This window comes from Duganella aceris, assembly GCF_011090165.1.
In the GTDB taxonomy this organism is placed as follows: domain Bacteria; phylum Pseudomonadota; class Gammaproteobacteria; order Burkholderiales; family Burkholderiaceae_D; genus Rugamonas; species Rugamonas aceris.
Genome location: NZ_JAADJT010000008.1, coordinates 108,101 through 126,621, shown reverse-complemented (window position 1 = coordinate 126,621; position 18,521 = coordinate 108,101). Strand labels below are relative to the sequence as shown.

Annotated in this window: 13 protein-coding genes; all 13 read right to left on the bottom strand. The window is 67.0% G+C overall.

Annotation, left to right across the window (positions count from 1 at the left end):
- Window positions 1-28: 28 nt before the first annotated feature.
- Window positions 29-1,492, bottom strand: a complete 1,464-nt coding sequence (locus GW587_RS18250; RefSeq protein WP_166105825.1) for a M81 family metallopeptidase — start codon at window positions 1,490-1,492, stop codon at window positions 29-31.
- Between the two features lies 1 nt (window position 1,493).
- A complete protein-coding gene (locus GW587_RS18245) occupies window positions 1,494-3,140 on the bottom strand; it encodes a serine hydrolase domain-containing protein (protein ID WP_166105824.1) in 1,647 nt (548 codons plus the stop codon).
- Complete coding sequence (locus GW587_RS18240; RefSeq protein WP_166105822.1) at window positions 3,137-4,462, bottom strand: MFS transporter; 1,326 nt, start codon at window positions 4,460-4,462, stop codon at window positions 3,137-3,139. The genes GW587_RS18245 and GW587_RS18240 overlap by 4 nt, the downstream gene beginning before the upstream one ends.
- A 7-nt stretch (window positions 4,463-4,469) precedes the next feature.
- Complete coding sequence (locus GW587_RS18235) at window positions 4,470-6,467, bottom strand: serine hydrolase domain-containing protein (RefSeq protein WP_166105820.1); 1,998 nt, start codon at window positions 6,465-6,467, stop codon at window positions 4,470-4,472.
- A gap of 21 nt (window positions 6,468-6,488) precedes the next feature.
- Window positions 6,489-8,735: a serine hydrolase domain-containing protein gene (locus tag GW587_RS18230; RefSeq protein ID WP_166105818.1), complete on the bottom strand. Its 2,247-nt coding sequence runs from the start codon at window positions 8,733-8,735 to the stop codon at window positions 6,489-6,491.
- Complete coding sequence (locus tag GW587_RS18225) at window positions 8,735-11,251, bottom strand: TonB-dependent receptor (protein WP_166105816.1); 2,517 nt, start codon at window positions 11,249-11,251, stop codon at window positions 8,735-8,737. Before GW587_RS18225 ends, GW587_RS18230 begins: the two co-directional genes overlap by 1 nt.
- A gap of 122 nt (window positions 11,252-11,373) precedes the next feature.
- Window positions 11,374-13,263 carry a CocE/NonD family hydrolase gene (locus GW587_RS18220; protein ID WP_166105814.1) on the bottom strand — a complete coding sequence of 630 codons (1,890 nt, stop codon included), beginning with the start codon at window positions 13,261-13,263 and terminating at the stop codon, window positions 11,374-11,376.
- Between the two features lie 109 nt (window positions 13,264-13,372).
- A complete protein-coding gene (locus tag GW587_RS18215; RefSeq protein ID WP_166105812.1) occupies window positions 13,373-13,855 on the bottom strand; it encodes a nuclear transport factor 2 family protein in 483 nt (160 codons plus the stop codon).
- Window positions 13,856-13,871: 16 nt separating this feature from the next.
- Window positions 13,872-14,669 carry a LytR/AlgR family response regulator transcription factor gene (locus GW587_RS18210; protein WP_207393549.1) on the bottom strand — a complete coding sequence of 266 codons (798 nt, stop codon included), beginning with the start codon at window positions 14,667-14,669 and terminating at the stop codon, window positions 13,872-13,874.
- On the bottom strand, window positions 14,656-15,750 hold the full coding sequence (locus GW587_RS18205) for a sensor histidine kinase (protein WP_166105808.1): 1,095 nt from the start codon (window positions 15,748-15,750) through the stop codon (window positions 14,656-14,658). Before GW587_RS18205 ends, GW587_RS18210 begins: the two co-directional genes overlap by 14 nt.
- 10 nt (window positions 15,751-15,760) lie before the next feature.
- Window positions 15,761-16,909, bottom strand: coding sequence for a LamG domain-containing protein (locus GW587_RS18200; RefSeq protein WP_166105806.1), 1,149 nt, complete (start codon window positions 16,907-16,909; stop codon window positions 15,761-15,763).
- A 129-nt stretch (window positions 16,910-17,038) separates the two neighbouring features.
- Window positions 17,039-17,719, bottom strand: coding sequence for a type 1 glutamine amidotransferase domain-containing protein (locus tag GW587_RS18195; protein WP_166105804.1), 681 nt, complete (start codon window positions 17,717-17,719; stop codon window positions 17,039-17,041).
- Between the two features lie 102 nt (window positions 17,720-17,821).
- On the bottom strand, window positions 17,822-18,430 hold the full coding sequence (locus tag GW587_RS18190; protein ID WP_166105802.1) for a TetR/AcrR family transcriptional regulator: 609 nt from the start codon (window positions 18,428-18,430) through the stop codon (window positions 17,822-17,824).
- Window positions 18,431-18,521 lie beyond the last annotated feature (91 nt).

Genomic DNA, 18,521 nt, shown 5'->3' with positions numbered 1-18,521 from the left:
AACCAGACATGGTCTAATTTCCAGGACGCTAAATTCCTGCGCCGTGCGGCGCGGCGACGCGCGGCCAGTAGTCGGGCGAACGCAGCGCGTACGGAATGGCGGCGAAGTCGAAGTTCATCGCCCCCGGCGTCGACACGTACAGCACTTTTCTCGCCAGCGGCGCGAATTCGGCATGGAAGTGCTGGGTCGACTTGACCACTACGAAGGATTTGTCCGCAAGCGTGATGCCGGCGCCGGTGAAGGCGTCGGCGCCGTAGGTCTGGGTGCGGATCGACGCCAGCAAAATGTGCAGGCCATTCGCCGCCTCGACCCAGACGCAATCGCCCAGCCGCTCGCGCGTGCCGAGCGCCCGCTGGCTATGGTTCTCAACGATGGCGCGCACGCTGACCCGCAGGTCGACCGGCTGGCCGGACGCCGGCCCGCACTTGCCGCCGATGCGCAGCGCCAGTTGCGCCCCCACGCCCGCGCTCTTGCAGATATGGATGGCGCCCGGATCCCACAGCGCGCCGAGCGCGACGTCGCCGATGCCGCGTTCGACCAGACGGCGCAGGATGAAGGTGGAATCGCCGGCCGCGCCGCCGCCGGGATTGTCGGCGATATCGGCCAGCACCACCGGCCCCTGCCCCGCCCACGTGCCGTCCAGCGCCTCGTCGATGCCGATCGGTTGCGCGCCGATGCGCTCTCGCAGCGCCCAGAACTCCGCGCCCAGCCTGTCCGCCACCGCGCGCGCCAGCGCCGGGTCGTTGTCGCTGACCACCCACAGCTTGGCTCCCGCCTGCGGCACGTCGCCCCAGGGGAAGCCATGGCCGAGCGAGACCGACAGCACGCCGGGCTCGCGCTCGGCCGCCTGCATGCGCCGCACGAAGCCTTGCATCGGCTCGCGCGTGGTGTGCCACAGGCCGGCCATCTTGCAGTCGAACACCGCGGTGACCGGCTTGACGCGGCCGGCCGCCGTAGCGACCAGCAGCCGATACAGCTCGCGCCCGCGCTCGTCGGTGTCGATGTGCGGGTACTCCTTGAAGGCGACGATCACGTCGGCGGACCGCTGCATCAGTTCGGTGAAATGGCAATGCAGGTCGAGCTCCAGGCCGATCGGCACGTCAGGCCCGACCAGCGCGCGGATCCGCGCCGCCAGGTCACCCTCGCAGTCGTCATAACCATCGGCCGCCATCGCGCCGTGCAGCAGCAGTTGCACCGCATCGACCGGCAGCGCCGCGCGCAGGTCGGCCAGGATCTCGTCGCGCAGGGCCTCGTACACCGCGCGCACGGTGCGGCCGGCCGGTTGCGCCAGCGTACACAGGCTTTCCACCACCTCGTTGCCGTCGGCCTCGATCAGGCCGCGCAGGAAATGCAGGAACGCGCCCGCGCCCTCGGGCTCGCGCACGCTGGCGTCGCCGTGGAAGATGCCCACTTCCTCGAATGCGCCCCACCCGGTCGGCGCGGCGGCGAAGGTGTTGGTTTCCGTGGCCAGGTGGGCGATGAAAAATTTCATGTCAGCTTCCGATGCGTTGCAGGTACATATGACGGGTGCGCAAGGTGTTCAGGCGCACGCCGGTGACCGTGCCGCCATCGCGTTCGACGCGCAAGGTGCCGCCCAGCGGCGCCAGGTCGCCGACGAACTTCCAGCCGAACAGCTCCGCCGAATACGGCGTCAGGTCGAGCACATTGGAACCGAACTCGCCGGCGATCCTGAGCAACAGGCGCTCGCCGTCGGCCACAATCGCGGCGGTCGCGTTCAGGTCCGGCGACAGGTAGCGTCCCAGCAGCGCCTCGCCCGCCTGCGCCAACGCGGGCGGAGGCGGCAGGCGTTCCAGCTGATGCGGCGTACCGGCGTCTTCGAACATCAATGTCGCGGGCGCGGCGTCGCCCTGCCGCGAGGGCTCGATGGCGATGCGGTACGGACCAGTCGCGCTGCGATTGAAATCCAGCTGCAGTGCGCCCGGCTCCACCCGCAACGCGAGCGGCGGCGAATTGTGGACCAGCAGTCCCAGCTTGCCGTCGGCGTCGGCGAAGCCGACCACCAGGTCGCCGGACGGCGAAGCATAGACAGCGCCGGCCAGCGGCGCGAAATCGGCCGTCGCGGCCGGCGTGTGCGGCGCCGTCGCGAACGTCTCCTCGCCCAACACGGCCTCGATCACCTGGTTGGCGAGGTCGAACAAGCTGACCTGGGCGCCGTTGGAGATGATGATCACGTCCAGCCCATGGCCGGGCACGGTCAGCATCTGGCAGTGTCCGCCGATGACGGTGCCGCCATGATGGATCACATCGACGCCCCGGTATTGCTCCACCATGAGGCCGAGCGCATAGGTGGTGAGCAGGCCGTTGTTCAGCCGCGCCGGCGCCAGCATCTGCTCCCAGCTGTGCGCGCCGCCGACAATGCCGGGCGCGCGCAGGTGGGCCAGCCAGCGCAACATGTCGTCGACGGTCGACACGATACCGCCTTCGCCCAGCACTTCCTCGCTGGGGAACATGCCGCGCCGCCAGCCGCCGTCCGGCTGCGGCACGTGCAGCGTGGCGACGCCGGGCAGGATCATGAAATCGCTGGGCACCGATGCGCTGTCCACCATGCCCAGCGGCGTGAAGATACGCTCGGCCAGGAAGCGCTCGAAGGGCATGCCGGCCACCCGCGCGATCACGTGCGACAGCATGTGATAGCCGCCGTTGTTGTAGACGGTCTTGTCGCCGGGGGCGAAGTTGATATCCTGCTGCCGCAGCTGCACCGCCATCGACTCGCCTTTCGGCTTGATCGTCATCCCGGACGCCAGGAAGCCGACGTCGAGACTGTCGCGCATGCCGCCGGTATGGGTCATCAGTTGCCGCAGCGTCGGCTCCTGCCCGTCGTCCCGGCGTTGCGGCAATTCGGGCAGGTAGCGGCGGACGCCGACGTCGAGGTCCAGCCTGCCCTCCTCGGCCAGCAGCAGCGCGGCCAGGCAGGCGAAGTGCTTGCTGGTCGAGCCGATGCGCATGCGCGTGCGCACGCTGTTGGCGACGCCGTGTTCCACACTGGCCAAACCGAAGGCGCGCCGGAACAAGGTGGCGCCATGCCGCGCCACCCCGACCACCATGCCCGGCGCGTCGCCGCGATTGAACGGTGCGAACAGCGCGGCAAGGCTGGCGCTATCGAAATCTTGATCAGTCATGTCGATTCTTCCTGTTTGAAATCACGGACCACCGCCATCGCCCGCACGAAGGCCGCGACGGCGGCCAGGCTGGTTGCGACCCCGACCACCGCGAGCGGCGCGGTGAGATCGCCGCCGCGCGCCGACCAATGCGCGGAAAAGCTCACCAACAACGGGGCGATGCCGAAGGCGACCAGGCCGATGATGGCGACCAGCATGCTCATGCAGATGCCGCGCAAGCGGTTCGGCAGCAACACCATCACCGCCGAGGTGGCCGCGATGTTGACGCAGGCGCCGGCCGCAAGCAGCACCCCGAGCAGAAAGGCGAACCAGCCCACGCTCGGCATGACCGGAAACAGCGCGGCCGGCACCGACAGCGCGGCGCCGAACGCCGCTCCCAACAGCGCGCCGCCCGGCCCCCGGCCGCGCTGGCCGAGGTCGGCCGCCAGCCCGCCGACGATGGCGCCGACGATGCCCGAACCCAGATTGAGCATGCCCAGCCAGGCGCCGAAGTCGGCCGGGTTCTGGTGAAACACGCGGGTCAGGATCGGCACCGCCCAGATACCGGCCGCCGCATCCGCCATGCCGATGCTGACCATGCCGACCGCCAGCGGCAGCAGCAGCCGGCGATGTGCCGCCAGCGCGCGCAGCGTCATGCCCAGCCCCTCGGACGCGGCGCCGGCGCCGGAACCGGCCTCGCGCCGCACAGGTTCGCGCATCGCCAGTAGCGCAACGGTCGCGGCCAGCACGGCCAGCGCGAACGCCAGCTGCACCAGCCGCCACGGCGCCAGGCCGGCCAGCAGGCCACCGGCCGCCACCTGTCGCGGCAGCCATTCCAGCAGCGCGCCGGCCGACATGTAGGCGGCGGTGCCGCCGAACGCCTGGCCCAGCGACACCACGGTGATCATGCGCCCGCGCTGGGCCGGCTCGGTCAGGTCCGACACCAGAGACAGCGCCGCCGGCTGGGCCGCCACCACCGCCGCGCCGACCAGCATGCGCGCGGCGAAGGTGGCGCCGAAGCCATGCGCCAGCGCGGTCATCAGGCTGCCCAGCGCGCACAGCAGCGCCAGCACGACCAGCAGGCGGGTACGGTTGGCGCGGTCGACCAGCCGGCCGATGGGAATCGACATCAGCGCCGTGGGCAGCGCGATCGCCATGCCCTGCAGCAGCGCCACCTGGTTGTCGCCAAGTCCGAGGTCGGCCTTGACCAGTTCCTGCATCGGGCTCAGCGCGTAGCGCGCCGCCGTGCCGGTGAATACCGCAAGGGCGATCAGGCCGATGGCCGTGTTGCGGACGCGGCCCTCACTGCGCGGCGCGACCTGGGCAAGCTGCATGGGCTGCATGGCCGCCTTAGTAGTTCAGGTTCCAGGTGATCAGCTGGCCCACCACGCCCAGCCAGACCACACCGAGCAGCGCCAGCGCCGCCACCACGCTCCAGCAGCGCGCCAGCCCGGAGGCGTCGATGCGGAACATGCGCCAGGCGGCCCATACGCCGGCTCCGGCCGAGGCCAGCGCCAGCAAGCCGCTCACTTCCAGCAGGCCGACCAGCCAGTCGATGGCGTAGCTGTAGACGCCGACGTCGGTGCTGAGCACCGGCTTGATCAGCAGGAACCAGGCCAGCAAATAAACCACGCTGACGGCGACGGCGATGCGTTGCACGCGGCGCAGGCGCCGCTGCTCGACCGAGGCGCCGCTGGTGGCGCGGTCGGCGCGGCGCATCAGCGCGCCGAGCGGCCACGCCGCCAGCGTCGCCAGCAACACCAGCGTCGAGAACACCAGCAGGGTCAGGTTCAGCGGCGCCGAGCGTGCGAACGACGCTTCCTGCAACACCGAAATCGGGTTGTCGCTGTTGATCACGGTCTTGACGCCATCGATCTCCTTCAATGCCATCAACTGCGTGCCGCCGACCTCGCGCCATAGCTGCGGACCGACTTCGTGGTAGGTCGCGCTGCCGCCGGTCGGCTCGGGCGCGCTGACGGTGCCGTCCGGATTGGCGGTGATCACCGTCTGCTGCAGCAGGTACAGCACGGTCAGGAAACCGTGTTCGACGCGGCGTGAACCTTCATAGCGGCCGGCGATGCGCCGGGCGTCGGTGGCGGCGGAGGCCAGCGTGGGTGGCTGCACGCTCGGCGGCGCCGGGAAGTAGCGGTCCATGAAGCCGTCGAACAGTTCCTTGCGCGCCGCGTACACTGCCGCGTCCTTGCCACGGCTGTTGTAGGTGAAGAAGATGCCGACGCCATCGTCGGGCAGCAGTTGCATCTCGGTGTGGTAGACGATGGTGTCGCCGCCATGGCCGATCACCTTGTGGCCGTTGCGTGACTCGTGGAACAAGCCATGCGCCATCACGCCGAAGCCGGGGTCCGCGTCTTCGGTGGGACTGTGCATCAGCGCCGTGGTGGCCGGCGTCAGGATCTGCGCGCCGTCCAGGCTGCCCTGCTGCAAGTGGGCCAGCATGAAGCGCGACATATCGGCCGCCGTCGTGGTGAGCGAGCCGGCGGGCGCGGTGATGACCATTTCAAATTCCGACGGCGGTCCGCTGGCGGTGTCGTAGCCCTTGGACATCAGGCCGGGCAGGTTCTTCGGCACCGGCTGTGCGAAGGTCGAATGACGCATTCCCAGCGGCTGGAAGATATGGCGGTCGACGTAGGCCTCGAAAGGCTCGCCCGACACGCGCTGCACGATGTAGCCGGCCAGCGCCACGCCGTAGTTGGAATAGCCCGGCACCTTGCCCGGTTCGAACAGCATCGGGCGCGGATGGTCCTTCAGGTAGCGCTCGGTGGTCGGCGAACGGGCCGGGTCGTAGCTGAGCAAGTCCTTCAGGCCTTCTTCGAAGCCGGCGCGGTGGTTCATCAAGTGGCGCATGGTGATCGGCTTGCCGAACTTCTCCTCGATCTTGAAATCGAGATAGTCGTTGACGTTGCGGTCCAGGTCGATCTTGCCCTTCTCGACCAGCTGCATCACGGCGGTCCAGGTGAACGGCTTGGAGGTGGAGCCGGGACGCACCAGGCTTTGTTCCGGATCCATCTTCACCTTGGCCGCGACGTCGGCGTAGCCGTAGCCTTTCTGCAGCAGCACCTTGCCGTCCTTGACCACGACCAGCGTCAGGCCGGCGATGTCGCCGGTCTTCAGCGCATAGGGCACGCGGCCATCGAGCCAGGCCGTCAGGTCGGCGGCCTCCAGCGGGTGCGCCGCGACCGCAGGCGCGACGTTGGCCGGGACGGCGGCGCCGGGGACGGGCGCGGCGACCAGGTCGGTGGGCGCCTTCTGCGCCGACGCGGCGGGGACCGCGCACGCGCAGAGTACGGCGGCGGTGGTGAACAGGGACAAGAGTTGGCTGCGTGCGTTCATCGGGTGATCTTTCGGTCCATATCAATAATTGGGATTGAAGCTCAGCAGGTGGTGCCAGGCACCCACCGCCACCAGTACCACGAAGGACAGCAGCCAAAGCGCCGCCAGCGCTCGCGCCGCCCTGCCGCCGCCGGCATCGGCGCCGGCGCCGGCGAACACGCTGCGCACATGCCATGCGCTGGCCAGCAGTCCGCCGACAAAAGCGACGATGGTGACGCCTTGGGCCAGCATCAGCAGCCAGCCGGGATCGCTGCCATCGGTCGCCTCCAGCGCCAGCATCCACAGCAGGAGGCTGACCGGCACCAGGCAGGCCGCCACCCGCACCAGCGTCAGTGGGCGGGCGGGACGCGCCAGGCCATGCTTGCGCCGCACCCGCGCCGCGACCGGCCACGCCAGCGCCGTCAGCACTGCGACGCCGAGCGCGCCAAGCGTCAGCAGCAGCACCGGGGTGCTGGCCATGAACGGCACCGGCTCGAACACGAAGGCAAACACATACGGCTCCAGGCCCCAGCGCTTGACCTTGCCGTCTTCGACGATCGCTTGCAGGCGTCGCTTGCCATGCACCTCTTCCCACAGGAAGGGCTTGACCTCGCGGAAGACATTGCGGCCGCCGCCGATCTCGATCGCGACCTGGCCTCGTTCGGCGACCTTGACCCGTACCGGGCTCAGTAGCTGCAGCGCCGACATGAAGGTCGAGTCTTCGCGCCGCGTGTTGCGGTAGGCGCCGGCCATCATCCGAGCGTGCGCTTCGGCGGTGGCCATGTCGACGCCGGCGCCGGCGCCCTGACGTTGGTCGGGCAGGTAGCGGTCGGTGAATCCCTGGTACAGCCGTTCGCGCAGCCATTTCCCCTGGTCGTGACGGCCGGGCGAATTCACCGACACGTACAGGCCGATGCCGTCGTCGGGCAGCAGATACAGCTCCGAGTGGAACATGTTCACATCACCGCCGTGGCCGAGCGCGCGGTGGCCGTTCGTGTCCTGCTGGTAGAAACCGAGGCCGATGCCGTTCAGGTCCGGCATGCCGCGCGTGATTTGCGTATGCATCAGCCGGACCGTCTCCGGCTTGAGAATTTGCTGGCCGTCCAGGCTGCCCTGCCCCAGGTAGGCAAGCATAAATCTGCCCATGTCGGCACCGGGTGCCGCCAGACTGCCGGCCGGCGCCAGGTTGACCACCTCATAGCCTTTGGGCTGCTCGTCGACGCTGCCATAGCCCTGCGACATCTGGCCGCGCAGCGCCGCAGGCAGCGGTTGACGGAACGTGGAATGCTTCATGCCCAGCGGGACGAAGATGTGTTGTTCGATGTAGTCGTCGAAGGATTGGCCGCTGACCCGCTGCACGATGTAGCCTGCCAATGCGGAGGCCCAGTTCGAATAGCCCTGCGTGGTGCCCGGCTCGTACAGATACGGCGGAATGTAGCGCTGCAGGACCTGGCCAAGGTCCGGGGTGGGCGCATCGTAGACGATCAAGCCGCGTCCCGCTTCCTCCAGGCCGGTGGTATGGGTCATCACGTGGCGCAGCGTCAGCGCTTTGCCTTTGTAGGCAGGCACTTTGAAATCCAGATAGCGGTTGAGGTCGGTGTCCAGGTTCAGTTTGCCCTGCTCGACCAGCTGCATCACCGCCGTCCAGGTGAACAGCTTGGAGATAGAGCCCGGCCGGAACAAGGTGGACTCGGGATCGACCGGCGTGGATTTGTCCCAGTCGGCGTAGCCGTAGCCCTTTTGCAGCAACGGCTTGCCGTCCTTGACCAGCACCACCACGGCGCCGGGCACGCCGGCGATCCGCAACGCGGTGGGCATCAGGCCGTCGAGCCAGGTTTCAGCGTCAGCGGCGGTCAGCGCCACCGCAGCCCTCGACGGCGGCGACACAGCGGCGGCGGCAGGCGCGCGAGACGACGGCACGGCAGCTGCCGCAGGCGGCGGCGGACCAGCGGCGGCGGGCGCGCGAGACGGCGGCACGGCGGCGGCGAGCGCGGGAGACGACGGCACGGTGGAGGCCGCAGGCGCGGGAACGGACGGCGCTGCGGCGACCGCAGGCGCGGGGACCGGCGGCAAGGCGGCAGTGGTGGGCGCGCGAGACGGTGGCACGGTGGCGGCCGCAGGCCCAGGGGCCGACGGCACGGCGGCGGCGGCAGGCGCGGGGGCCGGCGCGTGAGACGGCGTCTGCGCCAACGCCGGCAACAGCATGCCCGCGCACAGCGCCGCCGCCACGCCGCGCCGCCATGCCGGCCAGGCGGCGATCGCCGGCGGGCGCGCGGTCGCCGTCGTCATCAGAACGACCGCGACAGGTTGATGCCGACGGTGCGCGGCTGCAACGGGGTGGCGCGCAGCGGCCCGCCGAATGCCGTCAAGGCGGTGTCGGCGCTGCTCAGCGCCAGCTTGTCGGCCACGTTACGCACGAAGGCCCCCAACTCCCATCCATCAATCTCGACACCCGCCTGCAGATCTACCATCGCATACCCCGGCAAACGGAAATTCGGCACCGACGTCCCCGGCGAATCGAAACCGGCGTTGCGCTCGCCGACCTGGCGCAGCGTCAGGCCCGCATAGGAAGGCTTGCCGGCCGCCTCAAACGTGTAGCGCGCCCCGATATTGCTGGACAGCCTGGCGCTGTTAGGCAAGCGCGAACCGGACAGGCCCAGCGCCGGCGCATCCTCGGTCAGCTTGGCGTCCGTATAAGCGAGGCTGCCGTCGATGGTGAAATTGTCATCCAGCTTGTAGCGCAACGCCAGCTCCAGCCCTTTCGACTCGGCCTTGCCGGCATTGCCGGTCAAGGTAGTGGCGCCAACCGCAATCGGCTGCTGCAGCTTGTCCCAGCGGATCTCGAACAGCGCCACCTCGACCGACAGCCGCTTGTCCAGCAGATCCGCCTTGTAGCCCAGCTCATAGCTCCACAGCTTGTCCGGATCGAACTGCAGCGGCGCGCCCGGCACCACCTGGCCGTTCTGATCGATGGCCGGCGGGTTCGGACCGCCCGGACGGTAGCCGCTGGCGGCGCGGAAGTACACGTTGCTGACCTTGTCGATCGCATAGCGCGCGGTCGCCAGGTATGTCCGGGAACTGTCCTTGCCGCTGGATTCGAAGTCCTTGACGCCGTTGGTCAGCGTGCCATAGGTCTGGCTGTTGCGCGCCACGCGGGCGCCGGCCGTGAACGACCAATCCCGCAGCGGATTCCAGGTCAGGTCACCATACACCGCGTTCTCGACGAAACGCGACGGTTGACCGGAGCGCACGAAGTCCATCTCCGTGTTGTCGACCAGCTGGGCGTACAGGCGCTGATCGCGCATACCGGTTTCCTTGGTATGGTAATAGCCGACCAGCCATTCGACCAGGCCGCGATCGGAAGTCAGCCGGACTTCCGCAGTGCGTTTATCAAGCTTGGTCTGGTTTGCCAACGCGCCGAAATTCAAGCCGTCGCTGCCGACGATGTCGGTGGCGTCGAGCAGCGTCTGCGCCCTGAAGCGCTGGGCCGAACCGATCACGTTCAGCCGCGCCCAGCCCAGGTTGTATTCGACGGTGGCCGACACCAGCCCGGTCTTGATCGAATACGGTTCATCGCGGTACAGCATGTGGGTCAGGTCGCCGTGCAGCGGCTGGCCGGTGGCGACGTCGTATTGCACGATGCCGGTGCCGTTGCGTTCGATGTTCTGCTGGGTCGCGGTCAGTTGCACCCGCAGGTCCTTGCTCGGATCGAACAGCATCGAGATCCGGCCGCCGCGCGTATCGCCGTCGTTGACGTTGTCGCCGCTGGCGCGGCCGACCGCCTTGATGTAGCCGCCGTCATGCTCGTTGAAGGCCGCCACCCGCATCGCCGCCACGCCCTCGCTGAGGGGTACATTGATGACGGCGTTCTCGACATGTCCGAGCGCCCCGTTTTTGCTCTGGCGAAGCGCCAGGCCGGCCTTGCCGGAGAACCCGGATGAATCCGGATCGTTGGTCACATACTTGAGCAAGCCGCCCATCGCGCCGGCGCCGTACAGGGTGCCCTGGGGACCGCGCAACAGCTCGACATGGTGCAGGTCCAGCAGCGCGAGGTCCAGCGATGCGACCGCCTCGCCCACCAGGCCGGTGCTGGAGCCGAAGGCGACGTCGTCGACATAGGTGCCGACCGTCGGCGCCCCGCCGCTGCCCACGCCGACGCCACGGATCTCGACCTGGCCGCGTCCGGGACCGCCGTCGCTGGAGACGTGCACGCCCGGCAAGGTGCCGACGTAATCGGTCAGCGAGGCAGCGCCGGAGCGCTCAAGCGCTTCCGCGCCCAGCGTTTCAACACGCAACGGCACGTCGCGCACCGGCTCGCGGCGGCGGGTGGCGGTGACCGTGACCACGTCCGTCCGCATCGCGGCGCCGACGCCGGGGGCCGCGCTGGCTGCAGGGGCGGCGCTGGCTGCGGCCGGCTGCTGCTCGGCCCTGCCGGCGACGGTCGCGGAGGCTGGCGGCTGCTGTTCGGCGCTGACGGCGACGGTCGCGGAGGCCGACGGCTGCTGCTCGGCGCTGACGGCGATGGTCGCGGAGGCCGACGGCTGCTGCTCGGCGCTGACGGCGACGGTCGCGGCGGGTGACGGCTGCTGCTCGGCGCTGACGGCGACGGTCGCGGCGAGCGCCGGCTGCTGTTCGGCGCTGGCGGCGACGGTCTCCTGTGCGGCGACATGGGCGCAGGTCAGCGCGACGAGCGAGGCGACGGCCAGCGCCACCGCCCTGCGGCGCGGAGCCGCACCGGCGGACGACTGCCCGCTCACGCGGTGGGGTGTCGTGGTCTGGGACAGTTGCAAAACGCTTCGGTACATGATGCACTCCTGGAAATGGCACGTCGGTCAACGAATTTTCAAATTAGTATATTCTTTTCAGTATATTAATCAATCAGAAAATTTTATTAATTATTTTCTGTTGTAGAAAATCACGACCCAAGTCATTGCTGCGGAGATACCACCACCGGAAGGGTCACGTGAGAGGGGTGCGACGCCGAGCGGTAGATCCGCTGCGTCGCCGGCCGGAAGTCGCCATCGCCGGCCTCGAAGATGTTCCGCACGAAGGTCTGCGGGTTGCGGTCGATCAGCGGGAACCAGCTGCTTTGTACCTGCACCATCAGCCGGTGGCCCTGGCGGAAGGTGTAGTTCTGCGCGTGCAGACTGAATGGATACTCGACCACGGCGCCCGGCGCGATCGCCTCCGGCGTCTCGAAGCTCCTGCGGTAACGTCCCCGGAAGATCTCATTGGCGACCATCAGCTGATACCCCGACAGCGCCCAGTTGCTGCTCAGATGTTCCGGATAGACATCGATCAGCTTGACGATCCAGTCGGCGTCGCTGCCGCTGGTCGAGGCGAACAGATGGGCCGTGATGTCGCCGGCGATGGTCAGATCCGCTTCCAGCGGCGGGCTCTCCCAGCTGAGCACGTCCGGCCGTCCGTCGACGAAGCGCTGGTCCTCGGTCAGCCAGGTCGACCAGCCCGAGCCGCCCGGAAAATAGGTCGCCTGGATCGGGCGGTGACGGTACGGGACCGGATGCGCCGGATCGGACAAGTAGCTGTCGAACTGGCCGCCGTCGTCGTTCTTCGACGCCGAGAACGACAGCGAGCGCGCCGCACCGAGATACAGATTGCGCTGCTCGACACCCGTCTTCGGCGGCCATGCATCCCAGCGCCGCCAGCGGTTGCTGCCCGACTCGAAGGTCAGCGCCTCGGGCAGGTCCAACGCGCCCCTATCCTTCAGGTAAAAGCCGAACCACGGCACCTCGATCTGCTCGCGGAAGTATTTGGCCGTGGCGCTGTCGAACTGAATCGCACCCAGCGCGTCTCCCGGCCCGAAGCGGGCGCCGCCATGCCGCCACGGCCCCACCACCAGATGATTCAAGCCCCGACGATCGCCCTTTTCCAGCTCCCGGTAGATCGTCAGCGGGCCATAGAAATCCTCCTGGTCCCACCATCCCGCGACACTCAGCGTCGGCACCTTGGTTTCCCGTCCGTGGGCGGAGAATGCCTGCCGTTTCCAGAAGGCGTCATAGTCCGGATGCGCCGCGAAGTCGTTCCAGCTTGTGATCTGGTCCTTGAACAGGCGCCGGTTGACGTTGCCCAACGCGCCGAGCGCGAGATACCAGCTGTAGGTGTCGTAGCGGTCGAACGGGAACTGAGCGCTGCCCTTGCCGCTCTCCATCATGTACGCATACTCGAAGCCATAGCTGAGACGAAACGCGCCGTTGTGATGAAAATCGTCGCCCATCCACATGTCCGCCGGCGACGCCATCGGCGCGACCGCCTTCAGCGCCGGATGGGGATCGAGGCTGGCCATGACCGTGGTCCAGCCGAGATAGGAGTTCCCCAGCATGCCGACGCGCCCATTGTTCGACGGCACGTTCTTGATCAGCCACTCGATGCTGTCATAGGCATCGGTGGCTTCGTCGATGGCGTTCGCGTCGCCGGCCGCACGCCGGGCGCGCAACATCTCGAACTTTCCTTCAGAAGCGAATTTGCCGCGTATGTCCTGGAAGGCGAAGATGTAGCCGTCCTCCGCCAGTTCCCTGTAGCGGGAATTGAGCGCCTCCTCCGAATCATCCACGCCGTAAGGCGTCCGCAGCAGCAGGAACGGCAATGCCGGCCCTGGCCTGGCCGGGACGAAGACCCGCGTGTGCAGCTTGGCGCCGTCGCGCATGGGAATCATGGCGTCGCTGATCGTCCACGCCTTGGCGCGTTGCCCGGCCGGCGCTTCCGCACCGGCCGGCGTACCTTGTTGCGCCGCAGCCGGAGCAAGCAGGGCCAAGCCCAACGCCACCAGCAGGGTGTTGTATCCATTTCGGTAATTCATGGGCGCCTCAATCATTATTTTCTGAATATGAAATTTATTCCATATTTGAAATGTATGCTATTTCAGAAAAAATGACAATGCGATCATGACGCGCGCCGGCGGTGTCGGTTTATTTCGTCGCCGGAGAGGATGAGTAAATGAGCGCGGCGATGCGCCACCCATCGGCGCCCTTCACCAGCTGCCACGCTTCGCTGCCCCGGTTCTGCTCCTTGCCGTCGATCAGGAAGACAAAGTCGAAATACACCGAAGCGATGGTGCCATCGCTGCTCAATTTGAGATCGCTGTGGATCGGATTAAAGCTGCTTTTCGACGTCGACACCAGCTTGGCGAAATCGGCAAAGCTGCCCACCCTGACCTTGACCGCATCGGGCGACTTCGCCCTGGCGGCGGCATACGCCTGCTCCGACAGCACGTTGAGCCAGACGCCGCCTTTCGGCAGGAACAAGGAAGCGAGCCGCTCGCCGTCATGGCCAAGCACCGCTTCGTGATAAGCGTCCATCAGGTGCCGCACGTCGACGGTATCGCTGTCGACGCTTGCATGGCCGGTCAGACTCGTGACGGCGAGCGTCAGCGCCAGGAAAATGCGTTTCATAGTTTATTTCTCCAGATTAAAGTGAATGGCCGAGGCGCTGCTCCAGCGCGGCCCGGTAAGTGCGGCTGACGCGGCGCCGCGCGCCATCCGTCATCACCACGTCGAACTCGCCATGCGACAGCGGTTCCAGCTGCGCGATGCTGTCGATGTTGACGATCACCGAGCGGTGCACCCGCACGTAGCGCAGCGGATCGAGCTGCGCCGCCAGCTCGCTGAGTGACATGCGGTGCAGCACCTCCTTGCCGCCCACATGCAGGATCACATGCACGCCGGCGCTTTCGATCCAGTCGATATCGGCGATCCGCACCAACTGCGTGGCGCGCGCCGATTTGACGATCAAGCGATCCGGCCGTGCCGCCTGCGCCGGCTGCTGCGCTTGATGCTGCCCGCTACCGAGCATGCGCATGACGTTCTCGCCGAATTCACGCAGCTGCCGGTCCGCCAGACGCAGCCTGGCGCGCGCCATCGCGGCCTGCATGCGTTCGTCGCTGAAAGGCTTGAGCAGATAGTCCAGCGCGTTGGCCTGGAAGGCATTGATCGCATGCTGGTCGTAGGCCGTCACGAAGATCGTCAGCGGCAGGCGCTCTGGCCCCAGCGCCGCGATCAGTTCCATGCCGGTCAGCTCCGGCATCTGCACGTCAAGCAGCAGCAGATCCGGGCGCCGCTCCAGGATCATGCGCAGCGCCATGGCGCCATCGCTGGCCTGCTGGATCTCGCCGACGTCCGGATCCTCGCGCAGCAGCTCGGTCAGCCGCTGGCGCGCCGGCGCTTCGTCATCGGCGATCAGCACGCGCATTTTTTCATGAGGCGGCATCGACATTCTCCAATAGTTGTAGTGGGAAGCGCAGCGTCACCTGCGCTCCGCCTTCGGGATGGTTGGCGATGGTCAGCTGCGTCGCTCCGTCCGGATGAAAACCGGCGATGCGCTCGCGCGTCAGCCGCAGGCCGAGTCCCGCCGGCCGCTGCTGCCAATCGGCCGGCAGTCCGACGCCATCGTCGCGCACTGTGATCTCCAGCATCTCGTCCACGCGGCGCGCAGAGAGTGCGACCGTTCCCCCGGCGGCGCGGCGCGAAATGCCGTGCCGGATCGCGTTCTCCACCAGCGGCTGGATGAACAGGCTTGGCACCGCCGCGCGCCGCACCTCGGGCGCGACGTCCAGCGTCACGCGCAGCTTATCGCCGAAGCGGATTTTCTGGATCGACAAGTACAGGTCGAGGAAATCCAGTTCATCCGACAGAGTGAACTCGTCGCGGCTTTTCGGATCCAGCGACAGCCGCAGCAGATCGCCCAAGTGTTCGATCATCTGCCGCGCCAGCTTCGGCTCGGCCTGCACCTGCGCCGAGATCGTGTTGAGGGTATTGAACAGGAAATGCGGATCCAGCTGCAAGCGCAGCGCGTTCAGGCGCGCCTCGGTGTAGTTGCGCTCCATTCGCTCCATGCGCAACTCGGCTTCGGCGTAGCGGTGATGCGATTGATAGGCCCACCAGCCGCCCACGATCAGGCCGTACACCAGCATCGACCACAGCATGCCCTCCCCGGCGGCGCGCGTCAGCAGATGGATATCGGCCAGCGCCGACCATGGCGCTGCGCCTAGCGACGCCGCCAGCAGCGCGCGCAGGTACACGTGCAACGCGCTGGCGGCGAGACCCAGCGCCAGCTGCGCGCACAGGCGCCGCCCCGCCGCCGCGCTGCCGAACGGCAGCCGGCGGTCCAGCGCGACGATCAGCGGCGTCATCGCGCCCCACGCCCACCAGTTGGTCAGCGACGCCAGCAAAGGCCGGCGCCAGCCGGCGTCGCCGTCCATCAACGGCAGCGCGAACACCACCCCGATGCAGGTCCAGAACAGGAAAAACGCCGGCACGATCCAGTGCCAACGGTGGCGGAGATTTTTCATGAGGTTTTTTTTACATCGCCGATCGCGGAGCTGGCATGGTAACCCCATCGACATCGTCCAGGCGAAATTCGAAGCCCCAGCCCCAGTGCCGCGTTGCGCCCAGGTCGTTGCTGATGGCGATCTCGATCTGGTTATCGCCGGCGGCCAGCGGCAGGTCGAAGCCGCCGCCGCTGTTCTCCAGCGCCATCCGTCCCAGCGGCGGCTTGCGCGCGGACGCCGGATAATAGCCGTTGCGGTCCGCGTAGACCTGGTGCCCGTTGACGAAGACCCAGATCTGCCGCGCCCAACCCAGCGCCACGTGCTTGGCCTGCGCCCGGTCCGATCGCAAGGTGGTCTTCAGCCACACCAGGTCCGGCACGCCGCGCGCGGTGCCGAGGCGGCGGCCGATGTTGACGAAGCCTTTGCTCTCTGCACTGATCGCATGCCATGGCGAGTCGGCGGCCGGCCGCTGCGCATAATCGACCTCGGCGCCGCGCGCCAGCGTCGTCGCCGCCGACACCTGCCAGAACCGCAGAAAGCGGCGGTCGGTATCGGCGGCGGTGATCAGCGCCTCGGGCGCAAGGCCCTCGACCGCATCCGGCGTGATATCGAGATTGGCGAACATGGCGTCGCCGCGCAGCTGCACCTGGCCGCTCAGGGCATCGCCCGCCAGCCTCGCCACCGCCAGCGAAGGCCGTTGCTCACCGTTGATGTAGACGTTCATGCGCTTCCCGGAAATCACCAGCTTGACGTGGTTCCACCCGCTGGCCTTGACCGGCGCGCGGGCCTGGAATTCCGGATACACATCCCACTCCTCATTGCCATGACTGACCGGCGAATACTGGATGCATTCGACCGAGGCCGGACAGTCCGAATCCGGGCGTAGGTAAAAGCTCTCGGCGGACTCGCCCAGCTGGCGGAACCAGATGCCTTCGACGCCCCTGCTGTCGGCGTATTGGTTGATATCGTATTCGATGGTGCCGTCGCCGAAAGTCATCCCTTTCAGCACGGCGCCGCCGCCCCTGACCGAGATCACGCCCTGCGGATGCGCGGCGTCGCGGGAGAACTGGACATCGCCTGTGGCCTGCCAGCCATCGGCGCGCAGGTCGACCGGCTTGGCCGCGGCCGATAACAGCGCCGCGCCCAGCAACAGGCCGGCGGCGGTTTGAATGAAACGCATGATTGTCTACCCTTGTCATTGCCTGTGAAGGCGGAGTAGACAGTGTCAGGCCTCTCGGCGGCGCGGAAGGAGCAATGTTGCAAGCCGGACTACCGCGCCGTCGAGCCGGTACTGCCGCGAGACGAAACGTCAGCCGATTTGCTTGAGCAGCACGGCGGCGGCGGCCGACGAGGAGCCCGGGTTTTGGCCGGTGATCAACAGGCCGTCGGTGACGACGTACGAGCCCCAATCTTCGCCCTTGGAGTACACGCCGCCCTTGGCCTTGAGCTCGTCCTCAACCAGGAACGGCACCACGTCGGTCAGGCCGACCGCTTCCTCTTCGGTGTTGGTGAAGCCGGTCACTTTCTTGCCCTCGACCAGCGGACGTCCGGACGCCGCCTTCACATGGCGCAGCACGCCCGGCGCATGGCAGACCAGCGCCACCGGCTTGCCGGCGCCGATGAAGGACTCGATCAGCGCGATCGAATGCGGGTCTTCGGCCAGGTCCCACAGCGGGCCGTGGCCGCCCGGATAAAACACGGTGTCGAAGTCTGCCTGAGTCACACTGTCGAGACGCACGGTGGACGCCAGTTGCGCGTTCGCTGCGGCATCGGCTTCGAAACGGCGCGTCAGGTCGGTCTGGAACGACGGCTCGTTGCTCTTCGGGTCCAGCGGCGGCTGGCCGCCGGCCGGCGACGCCAGTACCACCTCGACGCCGGCGTCCTTGAAGGTGTAGTAAGGCGCGGCCAATTCTTCCAGCCAGAAACCGGTCTTGCGGCCGGTGTTGCCCAGGGTGTCGTGCGAGGTCAGGACCATCAATACTTTTTTCATGTCGTTCTCCGAAGGTAGTTAGCAATCACAACCACTATTAGACTGGTCGTCTAGAAGCGGGTCAAAAAAAGCATCTCTATTGAAATGCACGGTCATCCACCCTCAAACAACAGGGAGATGAAGGATCTGGCGCGTCGTCGTCATTGCCGTTTCGAACGGTGCGACGTCGCGTTCTATTTTTACCATCACGCTGGTACCGAGCCATAACTGATACAGGCTCTGCGCCGTGCCGTCGGCGTCGCCGTGGACGACCAGCGAACCCTCGGCCACGCCGGCTTCGATCGCGCGCGCCAGACGAGTAACGATACCCGAGGTGCCGCGCTTCATCGCCAGGCGCATCGCCTCCGACAGGTCCGCCACCTCCGCCGCCATCTTCACGGCCAGGCACTTGCCCTGGCAATCGAAGAACGACTGGGTCTGACGCCAGGCCTCGAAGTAACTCACCAGACGTTGCGCCATGCTCAGACCCGGTTGGGCCATTGTGGCATCCAGCTCCGCCAGGTAGTCCTCGAAATAACTCTCCAGCAGCGCCTCGCCGAACGCATCCTTCGAACCGAAATAATGGTAGAAGGAACCCTTCGGCACGCCGGCATCGGTCAAGATTTCGTTCAGACCGACTGCCGAGTAACCTTTTCCTGCCATCAGGCGCTGGCCCGTGGCGAGGATGTTTCCCCGTACATCGCTGGTTTCGGCGTGTGCTGTGCTGTTCATGGACACCACTATATCAACCATTAGACCAGTCGTCTACAGATTTATAAAAACATTTTCTAAGCCGATGATTTTCTGGTGTGAGGTATCGCAC